Here is a 16,858-nt window from a genome sequence, read left to right on the forward strand (position 1 = left end):
CTGCATTCGGACGTCACTCGTTGGGCCAATCCAAAAGCGCAGCGTGAAACAGGTCAGCTATTTCGGAGGGGACGACCTCGCAAGACCTGGAAGACTTGTCCGAACGTCTGAGGCTTTAGGCAACGCCAGCAGCGGCCTCCACGCGAAACACCGCCACCGCCTCGCGCAGTACTATCGCCTGCGCTTCGAGTGATTTCGCGGCGGCCGCCGCCTGCTGCACAAGCGCCGTATTCTGCTGCGTCACTTCGTCGATCTGACCGATCGCCTTGTTGATCTGCTCGATGCCGTCGCTCTGCTCGTGCGCGGCGCCTTCGATCTCCGTCATGATGCCCGTCACGCGCTCGACGGAGGCCATCGCTTCCTGCATCGTCTTGCGCGCATCGGCGACAAGCGACGCGCCCTGCTCGACCTGCGCCGTCGAATCGCCGATCAGATCGCGAATCTCCTTCGCCGCGGCCGCCGAGCGCTGCGCGAGCGCGCGCACTTCCGATGCCACGACGGCAAAGCCGCGCCCCTGCTCGCCCGCGCGCGCCGCCTCGACGGCCGCGTTCAGCGCGAGGATGTTGGTCTGAAACGCGATGCCCTCGATGATGCCAATGATCTCGCCGACCTTGCGCGACGACTCGGTGATGCCGTCCATCGTTTCCGTCACGCGCGTGACCACATCGCTGCCGCGCACGACCGTCTCCAGCGCGCCTTGCGCGAGACGATTCGCCAGCTTCGCGTTGTCGGTGTTCTGCTTGACGGTCGCCGACAGCTCTTCCATGCTCGCCGCCGTCTGCTGCAAAGCGGCCGCCTGCTGTTCGGTGCGGCTCGACAGATCGGCGTTGCCGGCGGCGATTTCGTTCGCGCCCAGCGTGATCGACTGCGTGCTGCCGCGCACTTTCGACACGGTTCCAACGAACCCGTCACGCATCTGCGCGAGCGCCTGCAGCAACTGGCCCATCTCGTTGCGCGAGCGCACCTTGACCGTCGAGGTCAGGTCGCCCTCCGCCATGCTGCGAAAGTGCCGGATCGTCTGGTTCACGGGCTTGACGACAGCTGCGGAAAGACCGGTGCGCGCCAGCGCGCCCACCACGACAGCGACCACGCCGATCGCGATGAAAATACCCGTTGAGATCCTGAAGCGCTCGCTCAACTGGTCGGCCTGGCGCTGCCGGTTGTCGGCCTGCGCGCGCTTGAGCGCATCGATCGCCTTCGCGTAGATGCCGTAGTAGTGGTCGCCCGTTTCGCCTTGGATCGTGCGGAACGTATTGAAGTCGTTGTCGACGAGCGCCTTGTGCTCCGGCTCGATCGCCTGGTTGACGAGTGCGGTGCGCGCGTCCGCGACCGTCTGTGCGAGCTTGCGCTCTTCGTCACTGCCGAACGGGCCGGCCATGTAGACCCGAAACTCGTCGTTCGACGATTCGAGCACCTTGCGCGCGGCCGCGAGCAGACCGTCCGTGTCCTTGCCGACGCTAAAGAGCGTCTCGTAGCTGCCGAGCGACAGGCGCACCTGCAACAGCTTCTCCGAACTCGACGCGAGGGTGTTCATCGCGGCCGAAGTCTGTTGCACGTTCTGCAGACCGTCGTTGCTAAATTTCAGCGCGCCCCAACCGACGCCGATCACCGTCAAAAGAAACGCTGCGAATACGCAGATGACGAGCGTCAGTCCTTGTCGGATCGTGAGGTTGTTGAGCATGAGAGTCCGTGACGTGCAATAGGCCGGCCGGGATAGCGGCCCCAACGATGGCTAACGGCAACGGCTTGCGTGCTCTGGATAGGGAAAATCCATGACGCAGGATTTGGGATGGCGCGCGTGCTCGAGCCTGCGTGACGCGCGCGGACTGCCTAGTGCCTAGTGCAAAGGGCGAGTCTTTACCCGGACGGACTGCGCGTCTGTCCGATTGATACGCCAAAGGATGGAGAAGCTGATGCCGCTGATCGTCGGGTAGCCATCAGCGTGGCAGTTATCGGACAATGGATCGCAAGCGATTGTCATCGTCTGCCTGTCGTTGAACGTAATCTTGACGATTGGACTTTCGAGAGCGCCCTTCTGGATGGGCTCAAGTTCATACAAACACGGGATGGATTTTGGAGGGAACCCCGTTCTGTCACCCTTTATTAGAAGCGTTGCGGATTTCGAAGGGGAACTGTCAAAGTGAAGCTCGACGGTATCGCCGTTGTCGGCGACGCCCGTCATCGAAAACTGAGCGGTTGATTGAGCTGCAATGGATGATAGCGGCGAAGCGAGCAACACCACGGTCAGGCACGCAAGGAGTCTGAGTCGCATCTTCGAAGAACGAACTTGGCAAATGCGGCGCATTATCGTCGAAAACAACGCCATGTGCCGGTGCGATTGACAGCTCACGCGCGGACTCGCGCAAATCCGCGGCATCTGCCCAAGCGCTTTGTCCACCAATAGTTTCTTCGCACCCGGTGAAGTAGGTTATAGACGATCTGCGCCCGGTGCGTCGACCGAATTGCATGAGATCGTCGGCATCTCCGCTCATGGTGATGCGCCGAAGTGCCCGTCAACCCGTCCGGGCGGCCTGCGTTTCATTTGTATAATCCTCCGTTTGCTTTCCGGCCCTCCACTTTCATGCTCAGTTTCGCGCTCGGCTTCATCGTTTCACTACTGGTCACGCTCGTGATCGTGCGTTACGCGCATCTGCATGAAACGTTCGCGGACACCGATCTGGGCGGCGTGCAGAAATTCCACGCGCGGCCCGTGCCGCGCATCGGCGGGACGGGGATTCTGGTGGGGCTAGTCGCATCGGCGATCCAGCTGCATGGCGCGTACCCGGGCGTGTCGGCGGGCATCTTGGGCGTTGTCGCGTGCGGGATGCCGGCGTTCGCTTCGGGCCTCGTCGAAGATCTGACGAAGAAGGTCTCGCCGCTCGCGCGCCTGATCTGCACGATGGTCGCGGCGGCGCTTGCGTACTTCGTACTCGGGATCGCCGTCACGCGCATCAGCGTGCCGCCGCTCGATTTTCTGCTTTCGTATGCGGCGATTTCGTGCGTCGTGACCGTGCTGGCCGTTGCCGCGCTGGCGAATGCGATCAATATCATCGACGGTTTCAACGGACTCGCGTCGATGGTTGCTTTCATGATGTTCGCATCGCTCGCCTATGTCGCGTTCCAGGTGCACGACCCGATCGTGCTGTCGGCGTCCTTGATCATGATGGGCGCGGTGATGGGCTTTTTTATCTGGAATTTTCCGGCAGGGCTGATCTTTCTCGGTGACGGCGGCGCCTATTTCATCGGCTTCATGCTCGGCGAGCTGTCGATCATGCTCGTGATGCGCAACCGCGACGTGTCAGCGTGGTATCCCGTGCTGCTCTTTATGTATCCGATCTTCGAGACCTGCTTTTCGATTTATCGGAAGAAGTTCATTCGCGGGATCTCGCCGGGGATTCCCGATGGCGTGCATCTGCATATGCTCGTTTATAAGCGGTTGATGCGGTGGGCTGTCGGCGCGCGCACGGCGCGCGAACTGACGCGGCGCAACTCGCTGACGTCGCCGTATTTGTGGCTGCTTTGTCTGATTGCTGTTATTCCCGCCACATTGTTCTGGCGGCATACGCTGCATCTGTTCTGTTTTGTGGTCGTGTTTGCGGCGACTTACGTCTGGCTTTATGTGAGTATCGTCAGGTTCAAGGCGCCGCGTTGGCTGGTCATCCGCAAGCACCGATGAAACGCTGAGCAAAAGGAACTCCAAAGCGCGTCCTATGAAAGCGGGCCACCAGCCACCAAGGGCATGCGGCGAATAGTATAGACCGCGCCATGATGTGGTTCACAAGTCATCGCGGGACGCGGTCGCGTTGCCAAAACGTCCAGCAGCTCCTCCGTGCTCATGACGCGAACACTGTCCTCGGGCAAACTCAAAAAGACCGTGCCGTACAGGTCTCCTGGTCGCGAAGCGTAGATCGGTGCGCCCGGTAGCTATCTCTACCGCAGCACTATGAGCCGACAGGAGGATCTGTAGGGACGTTCTCTTTTCCATGCCTGTATAACGGCAGGGATGGGAAGAAATTAACCGTGCCCGTCGGCGACTCCGAAGGATGCGCGTTCACAGCGGTTATCCGTAGCAGTGAGTGTGGGCATACACTGAATATGAAATTTTTCAATCCGGATTCCTTGCTAAGTATTTAGGCATCCTATTTATAACCCATGCGCCCGAGACGACGAGCCCGATCAGTGATCCTGTGAGGACTGCTGGCGCGGGCAAAACCGTCCTTAATAGCACAGTCCTCAATCGTCCGGCTCGTGCGCTATTTCCGAGAGATCGTCTCCCCCACACTCGACAAGGACTTCGGGGAAATCCTGCTAATCAGTACCTCCAGTCCATTTGCAGTTCTCAAAATCGGAGTGCCCATGCACGACGATGAGAGCACCGGGGACGGAATCATGCCTGCCTGTTAATACAGCACATCCCTCAGATCCATTACAGCAATTTTCATTATGCGTCGCATTCTCACAGCCCACGATGTTCTCGCTAGAACCGGTTGTGGTCGCGTCTTGAAGCACAGCGGTAGATTTCTGATCTGTTGGCACAATATCGGGTCGCACCAATATGTCATGGCGTGAGCAATTGCACCGACTACTTGTATGTCGTGAACGCTTTGCTGACATCTCGGCTCCAAATGGGCTTAAGCAATCCTTAGGTAAACAGTGGGTTGGAATTAGAGGGAATTTCAGCCTCATTTCCGCAATTTGACGGGCCTGCCTCTCTCCTATGATGACTGTGCGAAGGGTTCTGGAAACTGTAACTGCAAGACGTGCCATGCAAACGTTTGCGACGAGTTCGCAATCTGCACTCGAAATGCTCGCGTGGCGGACAGCCCAGACATTCGACAACGATGCTGAAGAGCACGGCGTCGCGCGAAGGATGCGACCCCGCTATTTTGGTATCCATATATGTTTTCCCACACGGAGTCCTCCATGCTGCAATTCTTCAAGTCTCTGTCGCGCGACGAACGCGGCGTTAGCGCACTCGAATACTCAGTGCTCGCAGGCATCGTTGTCATCGCGGTCGTGGCGGCCGGCGCCGTCTTCAGCGGCCCCGGCGGTCTGCCAACGCTGTTCTCGAACATGATCACGAAAGTGACGAACGCCCAGAACGGCTAATCGCGGCCTCCAGTCTGTGCCGCAGCAGGGAAAACCCGGCTTCCCACAAGGGAGCCGGGCGCCTTGCTCGCACAGCAGGACATCACGGAAAAGCACTCGATGCAGTACGCCGCAAAATCCGCAGCCTGTCTCGTGTTGGCATCGCTGGCTCTCAGCGACATGCGCTCCCGCCGTTTGCCCACGCGCGCCGTATTGCTGGTCGCCTGTCTCTACGGTGTCGACGCCGAGGGAGTCAGTCTCCTTTCGCTCGCAGCGCACGTCGCCACTGCGATGATCGCCTTCCTGGTCTTTGCACTGTTATTTCGGTTCGGCTGGATGGGGGGCGGCGACGTCAAGCTTGCTGCTGCCGTCTTTCTATGGACGGGGCCCGCTTATGCATGGCCGGTCTTCTTCATCGTGTCCTGCTGCGGACTGTTTTTAGGCATCGCGGCGCTCGCAATTCACCCGTACCGCCATCGTAAAACAGCGGACTCGCCGCAGTCCACGCAGCACGTGATACCGCGTGGCGTGCCCTACGGTGTCGCGCTCGCTGTCGGTGGCATTGCCGCCATCTGGCTGCCGGTACTGAACCGCCTTTAATCATCCGGCCGTCTCACACCATGCCCCGCATCCTGAAGCTAGCCATCCTAATGCTATCCGCGGCAATTGGCGCAGTAGTGTTCCGCGCGCTCTTCGTGGCCGCGTCGCAACCGGGCCCCGCGCGCCCGCCCGTCATGGACCGCGTGCGCGTGGCTGCGGCTGATCTGCCCGAGGGCATGCTGCTACGCGACAGCGATCTGACGTGGAAGGAAATGCCGCACAAGCAGGTTCCACAAGGGGCGCTCGTCAAAGGTGAAAAGGATGATGCACTCGTACCGGATCTCAAGGGTGACGTGCTGCGTCATGCGGTAAAAGCTGGCGCGCCGCTTGGCAGGGCTGATGTCATTGCCCCCGACGCTCCCGGCTTTCTTGCTGCCGCATTACTGCCGGGCATGCGTGCAATCTCGGTTGCAATCGACGACGTCTCCGGCAATGCAGGACTGATCCAACCCGGCGATTACGTGGACGTGCTGCTCACGCGTCAGCTCGACGGGTCCGGCGGCGAGCACCAGAACGACCCGCGCTCTGTGGAAAGCGAGACCGTGGTGAACCGCGTCCGCGTACTCGCGGTCGGCTCCGTCTTCCAGCGACCGAAAGCGGATACCACGGACGCAAATACGCGGGCACGAACGGTCACGTTCGAAGTAACGCCGCATACCGCGCAGGTGGTGGCCGTGGCAAGCCACCTCGGTTCGCTCTCGCTCGCGCTCCGTAGCTTCGCAACAAGCGATCGCAATCCGCCCGCTACCGGCGTCGAAACGCTGCCTCAAACGCCGCCAGTGTGGGCCGGCGATGTCTCCCGCGCGCTGTTGCCCGTGCGAGTAGCGGCGCGCGGTAAAGGGGAGCCTGTGCCGACGGTTCCACATCCCGTGATCGTCTACCGCGGATCCAAAGTGTCGGACGCGGCGGGGGACATACGTCCCATCGGCAGCACCGGCGTCCCTGGCTTGCCGCCGTTGCCACCGTCCGCGCCCGCGACGGTGGCGGAACAGAGCCCGCTGCGCGAGCAGCGCAACGCACAACCCTGATCCTTCGGCTCGCGAAGCGAGGCGTCGGAGTCTGACTGGAAGAAGTCATGTTGCATCGTGTCTATTCGGCAGTGAGGGCCGGTCTGATCGCGGGATTCGCACTGGCGATGGCAGCGGCCCACAGCGCGCACGCTGAAAGCGCCAACGCGACGCTGGCCGTCGCGGCCGGCGCGGGCGAAATGCTGCGCCTGCCGGAAGCAGCCGTCGCTGTATTCGTCGCCGACCCTGACGTCGCGGACGTGCACGTGCCTACTCCGCAGACCGTCTTCGTGCTCGGAAAGAAGGCCGGTACTACAACCTTGTTCGCGCTTGGTGCGAACAATCGCACGATCGTGCGCGAGACCGTCGTAGTGAGCGCCGATACGGATTCGATCCAGCGCATGCTCGACGCCCGCTTCCCCCACTTGCACCTGAGCGTGACGGGGGCGCCAGGTTCGCTGATGGTGGCGGGACGCGTGGCGGACGCGGCGGCCGCCGACGCCGTCATGCAGTCCCTCACCCCATATCTGCACGACAAGGAGAGGCTCGTCAACCGGCTCACGCTGTCGCGGCCCATCCAGGTCCACCTGCGCGTGCGCATCACAGAAGTCGACCGCAGCGTGACGCAGCAATTGGGCATCAACTGGAACGCACTCGGCCAGAGCGGGAACTTCGTCGGCGGCCTCATTAATGGCCGGGCCGCAGCGGCCACGACGCTTTTGCCGACCGGCGCTTTTTCCATCCTTGGCGGATACAACGTGGGCAAATGGGCGATCGACGGCGTACTCGATGCGCTCGACCAGGAAGGCCTCATCACGATGCTCGCGGAACCGAACCTCACTGCGATATCGGGTGAAACTGCGAGCTTTCTCGCTGGCGGCGAATTTCCAATTCCGGTTGCGCAAAGCCAGAACAATTCGATTACGGTCGAATTCAAGGCTTATGGCGTTTCTCTCGACTTCACTCCCACGGTGCTGGCCGACAACCGCATCAGCCTGAAGGTGCGCCCCGAAGTGAGCGAAATCGATCCCGCCAACAGCGTGACGATCGACTCTATCAAGGTGCCGGCGCTGACGGTGCGCCGCGTTGAAACGACAGTCGAACTGTCGAGCGGACAAAGCTTCGCTATCGGCGGACTGCTGCAAAGCAAGACAAGCGACGTGCTCGCCGAGTTGCCGGGTCTTGGCAGGCTTCCAATACTCGGCAAGCTCTTCTCGTCGAAGAATTACCTGAACAACAAGTCCGAGGTAGTCGTCATCGTGACGCCGTATGTCGTGCAACCGGCCGACCCGGGGCGCCTGCGCCAGCCGATCGACTCCCTGGTGCGGCCGAGCAGCGACATCGAGTATGTACTGCAGAGCAAGCTCGGGCTCGACCCGCTGTCGGGCACTGTGCCCCGGCTTGTCGGCGCCGCAGGATTCATCTACTGACGGGACTGCCAGGAGAACATGCGATGCTTTTTCGTCTGACGACCTTCCTCTCCCTTGTCGCGCCGCCGCTTGCATTGAGTGCATGCATGTCGGCCACTCCGCCCATCGGGTTGCCCGATGCCTCGGTGATCGGCTTCGACGGGTACAAAGCGCTTGCACCAGACTGCGCCACGCTCGCCCAGCCGTCGCATCTGATCGATGCGGGCTTCGGGCGCCCAGGGGTGGCGTTCGGTTGTGCAACCTATACCAATCTCGCCGTGATGCTGGCCCGGCCCGCCGACCTCGTCGAACCGTTGCCCTATGCGGGGGCCGACGCGACAACGGCTGCAAGCGCGGTACGCCGCTTCGATGAAGGACGCGTGAAGCCGCCCAACGCCACCTCGACCACGATGCAACTGACACACTGACTGGCTCCCACGTCCATGAGCGCACTCAACCTGTTCCGTCCCACGATCACCGCTTCTGAGCCGGTGGACTTGCTTGCGGTCTTCTTAGACGCAACCAGCATCGATGCCATGAAGAGCCTGATCATCGATCAGGCCATCGCGAACGCCCATGCCCAGACTGGCACGATCGACGACGCGATCCATCTGCTGCGTACTCTCGTCCGTCCGCCGCGGCAACTGCTCGTCGATGTGTCCGGCTCGGAGATGCCGCTGTCTGACCTCGCGCGGCTCGCCGACGCGTGCGCTCCGTCAGTTTCGGTCGTGGTGATCGGCGAGCGCAACGATGTCGGCCTTTATCGCAGTCTGCTTGAAGTCGGAGTGCAGGACTATGTCGTCAAGCCGATCACGGTCGAATTCCTGCGGCGCGCCCTCTCCGCCCGCGATCCGTCGGCGCCGGCGCGCACAGGCAAGGTCATCGGCTTTGTCGGTGCTCGAGGCGGCGTGGGCGCGACAACTATCGCCGTTTCCCTTGCACGTCATCTCTCTGCAGAAACGCTCAGACAGGTTGTGTATGTCGATCTCGACCTGCACGGCGGTGCCGCCGGTGCGATGCTTGGGCTACGGACCGGCACCGGCCTGACCGAACTGTTGCAGGATCCGGGCGCCATCGATTCGCCAGCGCTCGATCGTGCCTTGATCGCGGCCGATGACCGACTTTTTGTGCTCGCCTCCGAGCTCGCGTACGAGGCCGAAATCGCCCTGCGCCCTGGCGCACTCGCCAACCTCGTCAATGCGCTCAAGCGGCGCTTTCACTACGTGCTGCTCGACCTGCCCCGGCGCAACGGGCGCAGCCTTAAGGAAATCCTCGATGTCTCGCAGAATGCCTGTATCGTCGCCGACCGTTCTGTGTACGCAGCCCGCGAGTGCGCCCGGCTTATCCGTTTCGCAGAGGAACACAAGGGCGAACCGGAGATCTCCGTGCTGCTGAACAACCCACTCGAGCCGGTTGCTGATCGCGTCCATCCGCAGGATTTCAGGCGCGCGCTTGGGCGCGCCGTGGTGCATGAATTGCCCTACGAGCCGAAGTCACTTGCCCGCGCAGAAAACCTGGGCGAACCGATCGGCGCTCGCACGGGGCGCGAGGGGTTTGCGGCCGCCATCGAGCGCCTCGCCAACTGCCTGACTGGACGAGAGTCCGCAGCATCGCTTCCATGGCACACGAGGCTTCTTAAGCTGCGGAGGACTGGCTGATGTTCGGCGTAAAGAAACACGCGCCGCAAGCGCTGCCGCTCACCGATGCCGGGGCAGTCGAGCCCGCAGCACCGGTGGGCGCGCCGCAACGAACGCCCGCTGAAGGTCACGAGGCGCTCATCCGCTCGGAGAATTTCCGCAAGATCCGCACGGTGGTGTTTGCATCGATGAACATGTCCGCGGCGTTGATGAAGACGCGCGAGCAGGTGAGCGCCGCGATCGAGGAAATAGCCACTGATGTGGTGGCGCGCGAGCAGCTAAACGTGACGGCGGCCGAGCAGGCGCTGATCGTTGGAGAAATCGTGAACGACATGTTCGGTGTTGGCCCGATTGAGCCGCTGCTCGCCGACGATGCCGTCACCGACATTCTCGTCAACGGTCCGGATCAGGTCTATGCGGAAAGGCGTGGCCGGCTTGAGCTGACCGCGCTCAAGTTCCGTGACAACGCACATGTGATCAACGTCGCGCAACGGATCGCGGCAGCCGTAGGACGGCGCGTCGATGAAAGCAGCCCGATGGTCGACGCGCGGCTTGCCGACGGCAGTCGCGTCAACGTGGTATTGCCGCCCATCGCGTTGCGGGGTGCGTCAATCTCGATCCGCAAGTTTGCACGGCGCAATATCACGCTCGCGCGCATGGCCCAGCAGGGCAACGTCTCGCAGGAGATGGTGCGGATGCTGAAGGTGGCCAGCTCTTGCCGCCTCAACATCATCATCTCGGGCGGAACTGGCTCGGGCAAGACTACGCTGCTCAACGCCCTGTCGCATCACATCGACGAGCACGAACGCGTCGTAACGATAGAGGACGCGGCGGAGTTGCAATTGCAGCAGCCGCACGTGGTGAGTCTCGAGACACGGCCTGAAAACAGCGAGGGACTGGGTGCGGTGACCCAGCGCGATCTCGTGCGCAACGCGCTGCGAATGCGGCCCGATCGCATCATACTCGGTGAAACCCGCGGCCCGGAAGCGTTCGACGTTCTGCAGGCGATGAACACGGGACACGACGGTTCGATGACCACGATTCACGCCAACACGCCGCGCGATGCGATCACACGGCTCGAAAGCATGGTGATGATGGCCAACGGGAACCTGCCACTCACCGCGATACGGCGTCAGATCGCCAGTGCAGTCCACCTGATCCTGCAAGTCGAACGCATGCGCGATGGCGTGCGCCGCGTCACGCGCGTAACGGAAGTGGCCGGGATGGAGGGTGACGTGATCATTACGCAAGATCTGTTTGCGTTCCGCTACGATGCCAGCGCCTATCAGGAAGACGTGAAAGGCACGTTCGAGTCGTCGTCGTTGCGGCCCGTGTTTGCGACACGCGCCGCCTACTACGGACTTGAGCAGGCGCTGATGGAGGCGATGCGTCCATGACTCCCGCAGACGTGGTCGCTGTTGGCGCGTTCTTCGCGATCGTGGTCGCGGGACTGATCATGTCGTCGCTGCGAGATCTGCTACGCCGCCAGCCGCGACGGCGCATTCAGGAACGCATGAGGCAAGTTGACCGCCTGCGCGCTGCACGTCAGGCAACCGTACCGGTAGATGCAGGCGGCGCGCTCTTCGAGCGAACAAAAGACTATAGCGCCGTACGGCGCTGGTTCCAGCAGCGCGTTCAGCGCATCAGGACCGTGAGCGGCGCGAACGGCATGCGCATCGTGTACGCAGGCGCACTCGTGGGCGGCATTGCCGCTTTCGTCATCGTATGGTTTGCACCGCTGCCATGGTGGACGCATCCGTTGGTCTATGCCGCACTTCCGTTGGGCATGACAAGGCTCACGTACCGGTTTCTGATTGCACGCTTTCGTGCAGAGTTTCTGCTGGTGTTTCCGGATACGCTCGACCTTATCATCCGCGCTGTGCGTGCCGGCGTCCCGGCCGTACAGGCGATCAGCACGGCCGGGCAGGAAGCCGATGAACCCGTTCGCTCGACCTTCCGTACGATGGGCGACAGCCTGCGACTCGGCGCAGATCTGAACGAGGTACTCGACAAGGCTGTCGCACGCGTGCAGATCGCCGACTTTTCCTTCTTTGCGGTGTGCCTGCTCCTGCAGCGCGAGACGGGAGGCAATCTCGGAGACACGCTCGAGAACCTCTCGACCATCATCCGCACCCGCCGGGACATCCGCCTGAAGACACGCGCGTTGACTGCCGAGGGGCGCATCGCAAGCAAGATCATCGCCTCGGTGCCTTTCGCGATCACGGGCTTCCTGTATGTGATCAACCGGCCGTACGTGGACCTGCTCTTCCATACTCGCGCGGGCCACAAGATGCTGATGCTCGCCGCCGTGCTGCTCGTCGTCGGTCTTTCGTTGATCCAGAAGATCTCAAAGCTGGATACTTCGCGATGAACCCTATCGATTCGCCTGTCGCCCGCGATCTCGCGCTAGTGCTGCTGCTGTGCGGCGGACTCCTGCTCACGTTGGTGTGGCCGCGCGGCACACGGCGGCGTATTGCCCATCGCACGCGCCGCACCGTGCTGCGTGCAAAGCCGCAGCAGCTTTCGCGGAAGGAGGAGCAGGTCGCCGACCTGTGGCAACGCCTTCTGAAAAACTTTGCATCGCTTGGCGAGCGCGTGCCCGTAGGCGGCCAGGCGCAGCGTAACAAGCTGCGCGAGCAGCTAGTGCGAGCTGGATTTCGCGAGCGGCGTGCCATATCGATGATGATCGGGCTAAAGCTCCTCGTAGGTGCGCTCTTTGCGCTCGCTGCGATCGGCGTCGGGTCCTACGTGCCGCGGATCGGCGAGTACTTCGTGTTCCGCGTGCTGATGATGGGGGCGGCATTTATCGCTGGCATGATCCTGCCGGAGATTGCGCTCGACTTTCTGGGCGGCCGCCGGCAACGGATCATTTCATCGTATCTGCCCGACGCACTTGATCTGCTCGTGATTTGCACGAACGCGGGCAACAGCCTCACGGTCGGCGTGAAGCGGGTCGCGCGCGAACTGCGCACAATCTGTCCGCCGCTCGCCGACGAGTTCACGGTGACAGGCGATGAGTTGCAGATCGGCAGTGACAGCGCGGTCGCGTTGCGCCATCTCGCCGAGCGCATCGGTCTGCCGTCCGTGCGCGCGCTTGTAGCGACGCTGATCCAGTCACAGCAGTACGGCACACCGATCACGCAGTCGCTGCGCATGCTGTCGCGCGCCGAACGGACCGCGCAGATGATGGCGCTGGAAGAAAAGGCCGCAAAACTCGCGACCAAAATGACAATGCCAATGATGTTCTTCATCCTGCCAACCGTCGGCCTGATCGCTGCCGGTCCTGCTGTAATTCGCCTGATAGCGGTGTTCAAATGAAACATCTTCCAGCGTTGCTGCGCTCCCTTGCTCTCGCGTTGCCGCTCGCCAGCGCCTTGCTGGCCGGATGCGCGAGCGGCGGCAGCTTCAACCCGCGTCCGATCTCGTCGGCAACCACCAACGGGACAACCGATCTGCATTTGGCCAAGAGCGCACTTCGGGCGGGCGATATCGAACTCGCCGGTACGCTGTTCGAGAAAGCGCTCGCGGCCAATCCGAACTCGGCGGAAGCTCAATTGGGCCTTGGCGACGCGATGTATCTGAGCGGCGACCTCGAACGCGCCCGGACCCTCTATCAGCACGCCGCACAGCAAATGCCCGACAAGGCTGCGGCGCAACTCGGCCTTGCGCGCGTCGCCTTGAAGCAGCGCCGTCTCGACGATGCGGCGGCGCTATACCGGGGACTTGTCACAGCCCAGCCTGACGATCCCGTGGTGTGCGAGGGCCTGGGGACCGTGCTCGACCTCCAAGGACGTCACGCGGAAGCGCAGGCCATCTACCGCAGGTCGCTCGCGGCCCATCCGGATGTACAGGGGTTGCGAATCAACCTCGGATTGTCCCTGATCCTCGAGAACAAGCCGCGCGAGGCCGCGAACACGCTGCTCGATGTTGCGGGCTTGCCGAATGCACCGCTGCAGGCGCGACAGAACCTCGCGCTCGCGTACGGTTTGCTTGGCAATGCGGAAGCCGCGAAACAGATCCTGCTGGTCGACCTGCCGCCGTCTTCGGCGGACGACAATCTCCGCTTCTATCAGTCGCTGCGCGACAGATTTGCCGGAAGCGCTTCTCACGCGAGCGGCGCGAATGCCAAGGCGGTAGCGGCAAGCGGGCCGGCCTCCGTCCGTGACGTATCCCGATGAGCCGCACCACGTCCCGCCCCTATCCGCCGCGGGGCACACCGGTTGCCCGTCGCGCATCGAGCGGCCGCGAACGCGGTTCGATCGCGCTCGAGTTTGTGCTGGTGTTTCCGTTCCTGATGCTTGTGTTGTTCGGCATCGTCGACGTGAGCCTGCTGCTGTGTGACAAGGCGGTTATTACCAACGCAAGCCGGGAGGCCGCGCGCGCCGGCGTGGTCGTGCGGATTCCCCAGTTCACGGTCAGTCAGATCAGCAATGTCGCGTTGAACTATGCACAGCGTAATCTCGTTACGGGCGGTACAGCCACGCCGCCGACCGTCACCGTGGATCAGTCGAATGGCACATCTCCCGGGAGCCCGTTGCAAGTCACCGTGACCTATCAGTATCGCGGGCTCGTGCTCGGTTCAGCTTTTGCTTCGCTGACTGGCCCGGTCACGCTGTCAGCCACCACCGTAATGAACTACGAGTGAGAGTGGCCCATGTACCATCCCGCACACCGCCGACGAACCACGACAACCCGTGAGATGAAACGGCAGCGCGGATCGATCGCCCTGTTCTTTCTGCTGTTTCTTGTCGTGTTGCTGAGTTTCGGCGCATTCGCAGTCGACCTCGCACGCGTTAGCGTCGCGCGCAACGAACTCCAGAATGCGGCAGACGCCGCCGCGCTTTCTGGCGCCTCGGCGCTGATGTCAGGGGGCAACAGCGGTCCTGCCTGGCAGCAGGCACAAACCGCAGCAGGCAGTGGAGTGGCGCTGAATCGCTCTGACGGACATACGCTCACGACGGCCACAGTTCTGTCCGGCTACTGGAACCTGGCCGGCAGTCCCGCTGGCCTGCAGCCGACGACGATTACGCCCGGCACGGACGATGTGCCCGCTGTGCAGGTGATGGTGACGCGCGCCGCAAACGTGAACGGCGGTGCGATCGACCTGTTGCTTGGATGGGTACTCAAGCTCCTTAGCACACCGGGCAGTGCGACGGCAGTCGCGGTCGCGTCGGCGCCTGGCACGGTCGGCGCGGGCGGCCTGTTTCCAGTGGTGTTGAACCGGTGTCTGTTTGATCAGTACTGGAACGCACAGACGAATCAACCGTTGATTGACCCGAATTCGGGCCAGCCCTACGAACTGAACATCCTGAATGGTCAAATGGATGGGGGTTCATGCTACGCAGGGCAATGGACGTCGTTTCTCACCAACGCGGACAATGTGCCGACCATCCGCGCGCTCGTCGCAAATGGCAACCCATCCCCGTTAAGTATCGGCGATAGCATCTGGATCGAGCCCGGCGCGAAAACCACCCTGTACGACTCAGTGCCGTCGAACGTGACGGTCGTCATGCCTGTCGCAACGCAGATCAACATCAAATCGTACGTGCCGATCGTGGCTTTCGCCGCGTTCCACATAGATCAGGCAGTTGGCGGCGACCAGAAGTATATTCAAGGACATTTCGTTGGCGGCTACCGAATTCCTGCACCGGCCACCGGTGTTGGACCTGACTACGGCGCTTATATTGCCCCGCGGCTCGCCGGGTAAGGTGTCGAAGCGTTCGGCAACATTGGCTGTACAGCGAGACAGTTCGTCAGTTCATGGCGGATTCGGGACCTTTTCAGGATCGGTTGCTTAACAGGCTGTTGAAAAGCGCCTCGTCATGAAGACCGAAGCAATGTTCAGGAGTGTTTCGCGTGCGATTTTCAGCTGAAATCCAGCTGCGCCAGTCAGTTTATGCAGGCAACGCGCCTGAGCGGCGGTGCTATGCGCCTCGGTCCGTGCGCCACGGCGGCTCATTGCACCGCTCCCGTAAGCACAGCGTCCATTATTCGCGCCATGCGCGTGAGGTTGCTCGCCACCATCGTGAGCTTGAAGTGCTGGTCGACCCGCTTGATGCCGCGATACACGGTCTGCCGGATCCGGCCGACCGTCTTGCCCCAGCCGAAATGCTCCTCGATACGCTTGCGGATGACCTGGCTCATTTGGTATCCCGCGTGCCGCGATGTGCGGTGATCGATCGCGCTGCCACCCGGGCGGGCGTCATTGCGTGCGACATGCGGGGTCACGTTTCGCGCCCGGCAATCGTTTACGAAATCATGCGTGTCGTACGCCTTGTCGGCACCGATTGTCTTGGCGTGAGTGCCCGGCACGCAGTCAAGCAGTCGCAGCGCACTGGCACGCTCGGCAAAGCCATCTGCATGGCTGACCACGGCGCCGACCACCAGCCCCGAGCGGTTCTCCATCAGAATATGCCCCTGGTAACAGAGGATCGCCGGACTCTGCCTGCTCTTCTTGAACAGGCGTGCATCCGAATCAGTGCTCGACTCATGCGTGTCATTGCTGCGCCGCTCGCCCTTCCAGTCGGCCTCGGCGTTGCGCCCACCGCCGGCCGGCGGATCGTCCGAACCGTCCTTGCGGCGAAAACTCTTGTGACTCGCCCAAGCCTGGATGAGCGTGCCGTCCACCGAGAAATGCTCCCGGGACAGCAGTCCCTGCCTGTCGGCGAGAGTCATGACTTCGGTAAAGAACGACTCCACGACCTCATGCTCGAGCAGCCGGTCACGGTTCTTCGAGAAGACGGAGTGGTTCCATACCGTGTCCTCGATGGCCAGTCCGACGAACCAGCGAAACAGCAGGTTGTACTGCATCTGCTCCATCAGCATGCGCTCGCTTCGCACCGAGTAGAACACCTGCAACAGCAGCGCACGCACCAGCTTCTCCGGTGCAATCGAGGCCCGACCGCTGTCCGCATAGATAACGCTGAACAGTCCGTTGAGTCGCTTCAGCGCCTGATTGACCAGCAAGCGGATGGGGCGCAAGGGATGGTCGGCTGGAACGAAGTCCTCAAGCTTGACCGTCGTGAAGAGGGTTTCCTGCATCTCATCCATTCCGCGCATCGAATTCACTGCCGAAGATCATGAACATGATATCCATAACGCGTGGCCCCGGAACCCC

At 62.0% G+C, this 16,858-nt stretch carries 15 protein-coding genes; 13 read left to right on the forward strand and 2 right to left on the reverse strand.

Annotated elements, in window-relative coordinates; all coding sequences use genetic code 11:
* Positions 1 to 115 precede the first annotated feature (115 nt).
* The gene (locus AB4Y32_RS05180; RefSeq protein ID WP_368720289.1) at positions 116 to 1,681 is read right to left on the reverse strand and encodes a methyl-accepting chemotaxis protein; all 1,566 of its coding nucleotides are present in this window, start codon (positions 1,679 to 1,681) and stop codon (positions 116 to 118) included.
* 900 nt (positions 1,682 to 2,581) lie between these two features.
* On the opposite strand from AB4Y32_RS05180, the gene AB4Y32_RS05185 reads away from it, so the two are divergent.
* The 13 genes from AB4Y32_RS05185 (at position 2,582) to AB4Y32_RS05245 (ending at position 15,448) form a co-directional block, all read left to right on the forward strand.
* Positions 2,582 to 3,676 carry a glycosyltransferase gene (locus AB4Y32_RS05185; RefSeq protein ID WP_368720290.1) on the forward strand — a complete coding sequence of 365 codons (1,095 nt, stop codon included), beginning with the start codon at positions 2,582 to 2,584 and terminating at the stop codon, positions 3,674 to 3,676.
* A gap of 1,247 nt (positions 3,677 to 4,923) precedes the next feature.
* Positions 4,924 to 5,109, forward strand: coding sequence for a Flp family type IVb pilin (locus AB4Y32_RS05190; protein WP_087733019.1), 186 nt, complete (start codon positions 4,924 to 4,926; stop codon positions 5,107 to 5,109).
* 99 nt (positions 5,110 to 5,208) lie between these two features.
* A complete protein-coding gene (locus AB4Y32_RS05195) occupies positions 5,209 to 5,688 on the forward strand; it encodes a prepilin peptidase (protein WP_368720551.1) in 480 nt (159 codons plus the stop codon).
* Between the two features lie 20 nt (positions 5,689 to 5,708).
* Entirely contained in the window at positions 5,709 to 6,716 is a 1,008-nt protein-coding gene (gene cpaB / locus AB4Y32_RS05200; protein ID WP_368720291.1) for a Flp pilus assembly protein CpaB, read from the forward strand.
* 47 nt (positions 6,717 to 6,763) lie between these two features.
* Complete coding sequence (locus tag AB4Y32_RS05205; protein WP_439899736.1) at positions 6,764 to 8,125, forward strand: type II and III secretion system protein family protein; 1,362 nt, start codon at positions 6,764 to 6,766, stop codon at positions 8,123 to 8,125.
* A gap of 23 nt (positions 8,126 to 8,148) precedes the next feature.
* Positions 8,149 to 8,532 carry a CpaD family pilus assembly lipoprotein gene (locus AB4Y32_RS05210; RefSeq protein WP_368720292.1) on the forward strand — a complete coding sequence of 128 codons (384 nt, stop codon included), beginning with the start codon at positions 8,149 to 8,151 and terminating at the stop codon, positions 8,530 to 8,532.
* 15 nt (positions 8,533 to 8,547) lie between these two features.
* A complete protein-coding gene (locus AB4Y32_RS05215) occupies positions 8,548 to 9,762 on the forward strand; it encodes a CpaE family protein (protein WP_368720293.1) in 1,215 nt (404 codons plus the stop codon).
* Positions 9,762 to 11,138, forward strand: a complete 1,377-nt coding sequence (locus tag AB4Y32_RS05220) for a CpaF family protein (RefSeq protein ID WP_368720294.1) — start codon at positions 9,762 to 9,764, stop codon at positions 11,136 to 11,138. Before AB4Y32_RS05215 ends, AB4Y32_RS05220 begins: the two co-directional genes overlap by 1 nt.
* On the forward strand, positions 11,135 to 12,112 hold the full coding sequence (locus AB4Y32_RS05225) for a type II secretion system F family protein (protein ID WP_368720295.1): 978 nt from the start codon (positions 11,135 to 11,137) through the stop codon (positions 12,110 to 12,112). The genes AB4Y32_RS05220 and AB4Y32_RS05225 overlap by 4 nt, the downstream gene beginning before the upstream one ends.
* Positions 12,109 to 13,059, forward strand: coding sequence for a type II secretion system F family protein (locus AB4Y32_RS05230; RefSeq protein ID WP_368720296.1), 951 nt, complete (start codon positions 12,109 to 12,111; stop codon positions 13,057 to 13,059). Before AB4Y32_RS05225 ends, AB4Y32_RS05230 begins: the two co-directional genes overlap by 4 nt.
* Complete coding sequence (locus AB4Y32_RS05235) at positions 13,056 to 13,919, forward strand: tetratricopeptide repeat protein (RefSeq protein WP_368720297.1); 864 nt, start codon at positions 13,056 to 13,058, stop codon at positions 13,917 to 13,919. The genes AB4Y32_RS05230 and AB4Y32_RS05235 overlap by 4 nt, the downstream gene beginning before the upstream one ends.
* Complete coding sequence (locus AB4Y32_RS05240) at positions 13,916 to 14,386, forward strand: TadE/TadG family type IV pilus assembly protein (RefSeq protein ID WP_439899737.1); 471 nt, start codon at positions 13,916 to 13,918, stop codon at positions 14,384 to 14,386. Before AB4Y32_RS05235 ends, AB4Y32_RS05240 begins: the two co-directional genes overlap by 4 nt.
* Before the next feature lie 54 nt (positions 14,387 to 14,440).
* Positions 14,441 to 15,448: a pilus assembly protein TadG-related protein gene (locus AB4Y32_RS05245; RefSeq protein ID WP_368720298.1), complete on the forward strand. Its 1,008-nt coding sequence runs from the start codon at positions 14,441 to 14,443 to the stop codon at positions 15,446 to 15,448.
* Between the two features lie 248 nt (positions 15,449 to 15,696).
* On the opposite strand, the gene AB4Y32_RS05250 is transcribed toward AB4Y32_RS05245, so the two are convergent.
* A complete protein-coding gene (locus tag AB4Y32_RS05250; protein ID WP_439899751.1) occupies positions 15,697 to 16,800 on the reverse strand; it encodes an IS5 family transposase in 1,104 nt (367 codons plus the stop codon).
* Positions 16,801 to 16,858: the final 58 nt, after the last annotated feature.

This window comes from Paraburkholderia phymatum, assembly GCF_040965635.1.
GTDB lineage: Bacteria > Pseudomonadota > Gammaproteobacteria > Burkholderiales > Burkholderiaceae > Paraburkholderia > Paraburkholderia phymatum_B.

Bases quoted from the DNA above. Each gene is read 5' to 3' on its own strand.
- AB4Y32_RS05180 (WP_368720289.1), bottom strand. From the start codon at position 1,681: ATGCTCAACAACCTCACGATCCGACAAGGACTGACGCTCGTCATCTGC.
- AB4Y32_RS05185 (WP_368720290.1), top strand. From the start codon at position 2,582: ATGCTCAGTTTCGCGCTCGGCTTCATCGTTTCACTACTGGTCACGCTC.
- AB4Y32_RS05190 (WP_087733019.1), top strand. From the start codon at position 4,924: ATGCTGCAATTCTTCAAGTCTCTGTCGCGCGACGAACGCGGCGTTAGC.
- AB4Y32_RS05195 (WP_368720551.1), top strand. From the start codon at position 5,209: ATGCAGTACGCCGCAAAATCCGCAGCCTGTCTCGTGTTGGCATCGCTG.
- cpaB (WP_368720291.1), top strand. From the start codon at position 5,709: ATGCCCCGCATCCTGAAGCTAGCCATCCTAATGCTATCCGCGGCAATT.
- AB4Y32_RS05205 (WP_439899736.1), top strand. From the start codon at position 6,764: ATGTTGCATCGTGTCTATTCGGCAGTGAGGGCCGGTCTGATCGCGGGA.
- AB4Y32_RS05210 (WP_368720292.1), top strand. From the start codon at position 8,149: ATGCTTTTTCGTCTGACGACCTTCCTCTCCCTTGTCGCGCCGCCGCTT.
- AB4Y32_RS05215 (WP_368720293.1), top strand. From the start codon at position 8,548: ATGAGCGCACTCAACCTGTTCCGTCCCACGATCACCGCTTCTGAGCCG.
- AB4Y32_RS05220 (WP_368720294.1), top strand. From the start codon at position 9,762: ATGTTCGGCGTAAAGAAACACGCGCCGCAAGCGCTGCCGCTCACCGAT.
- AB4Y32_RS05225 (WP_368720295.1), top strand. From the start codon at position 11,135: ATGACTCCCGCAGACGTGGTCGCTGTTGGCGCGTTCTTCGCGATCGTG.
- AB4Y32_RS05230 (WP_368720296.1), top strand. From the start codon at position 12,109: ATGAACCCTATCGATTCGCCTGTCGCCCGCGATCTCGCGCTAGTGCTG.
- AB4Y32_RS05235 (WP_368720297.1), top strand. From the start codon at position 13,056: ATGAAACATCTTCCAGCGTTGCTGCGCTCCCTTGCTCTCGCGTTGCCG.
- AB4Y32_RS05240 (WP_439899737.1), top strand. From the start codon at position 13,916: ATGAGCCGCACCACGTCCCGCCCCTATCCGCCGCGGGGCACACCGGTT.
- AB4Y32_RS05245 (WP_368720298.1), top strand. From the start codon at position 14,441: ATGAAACGGCAGCGCGGATCGATCGCCCTGTTCTTTCTGCTGTTTCTT.
- AB4Y32_RS05250 (WP_439899751.1), bottom strand. From the start codon at position 16,800: ATGCGCGGAATGGATGAGATGCAGGAAACCCTCTTCACGACGGTCAAG.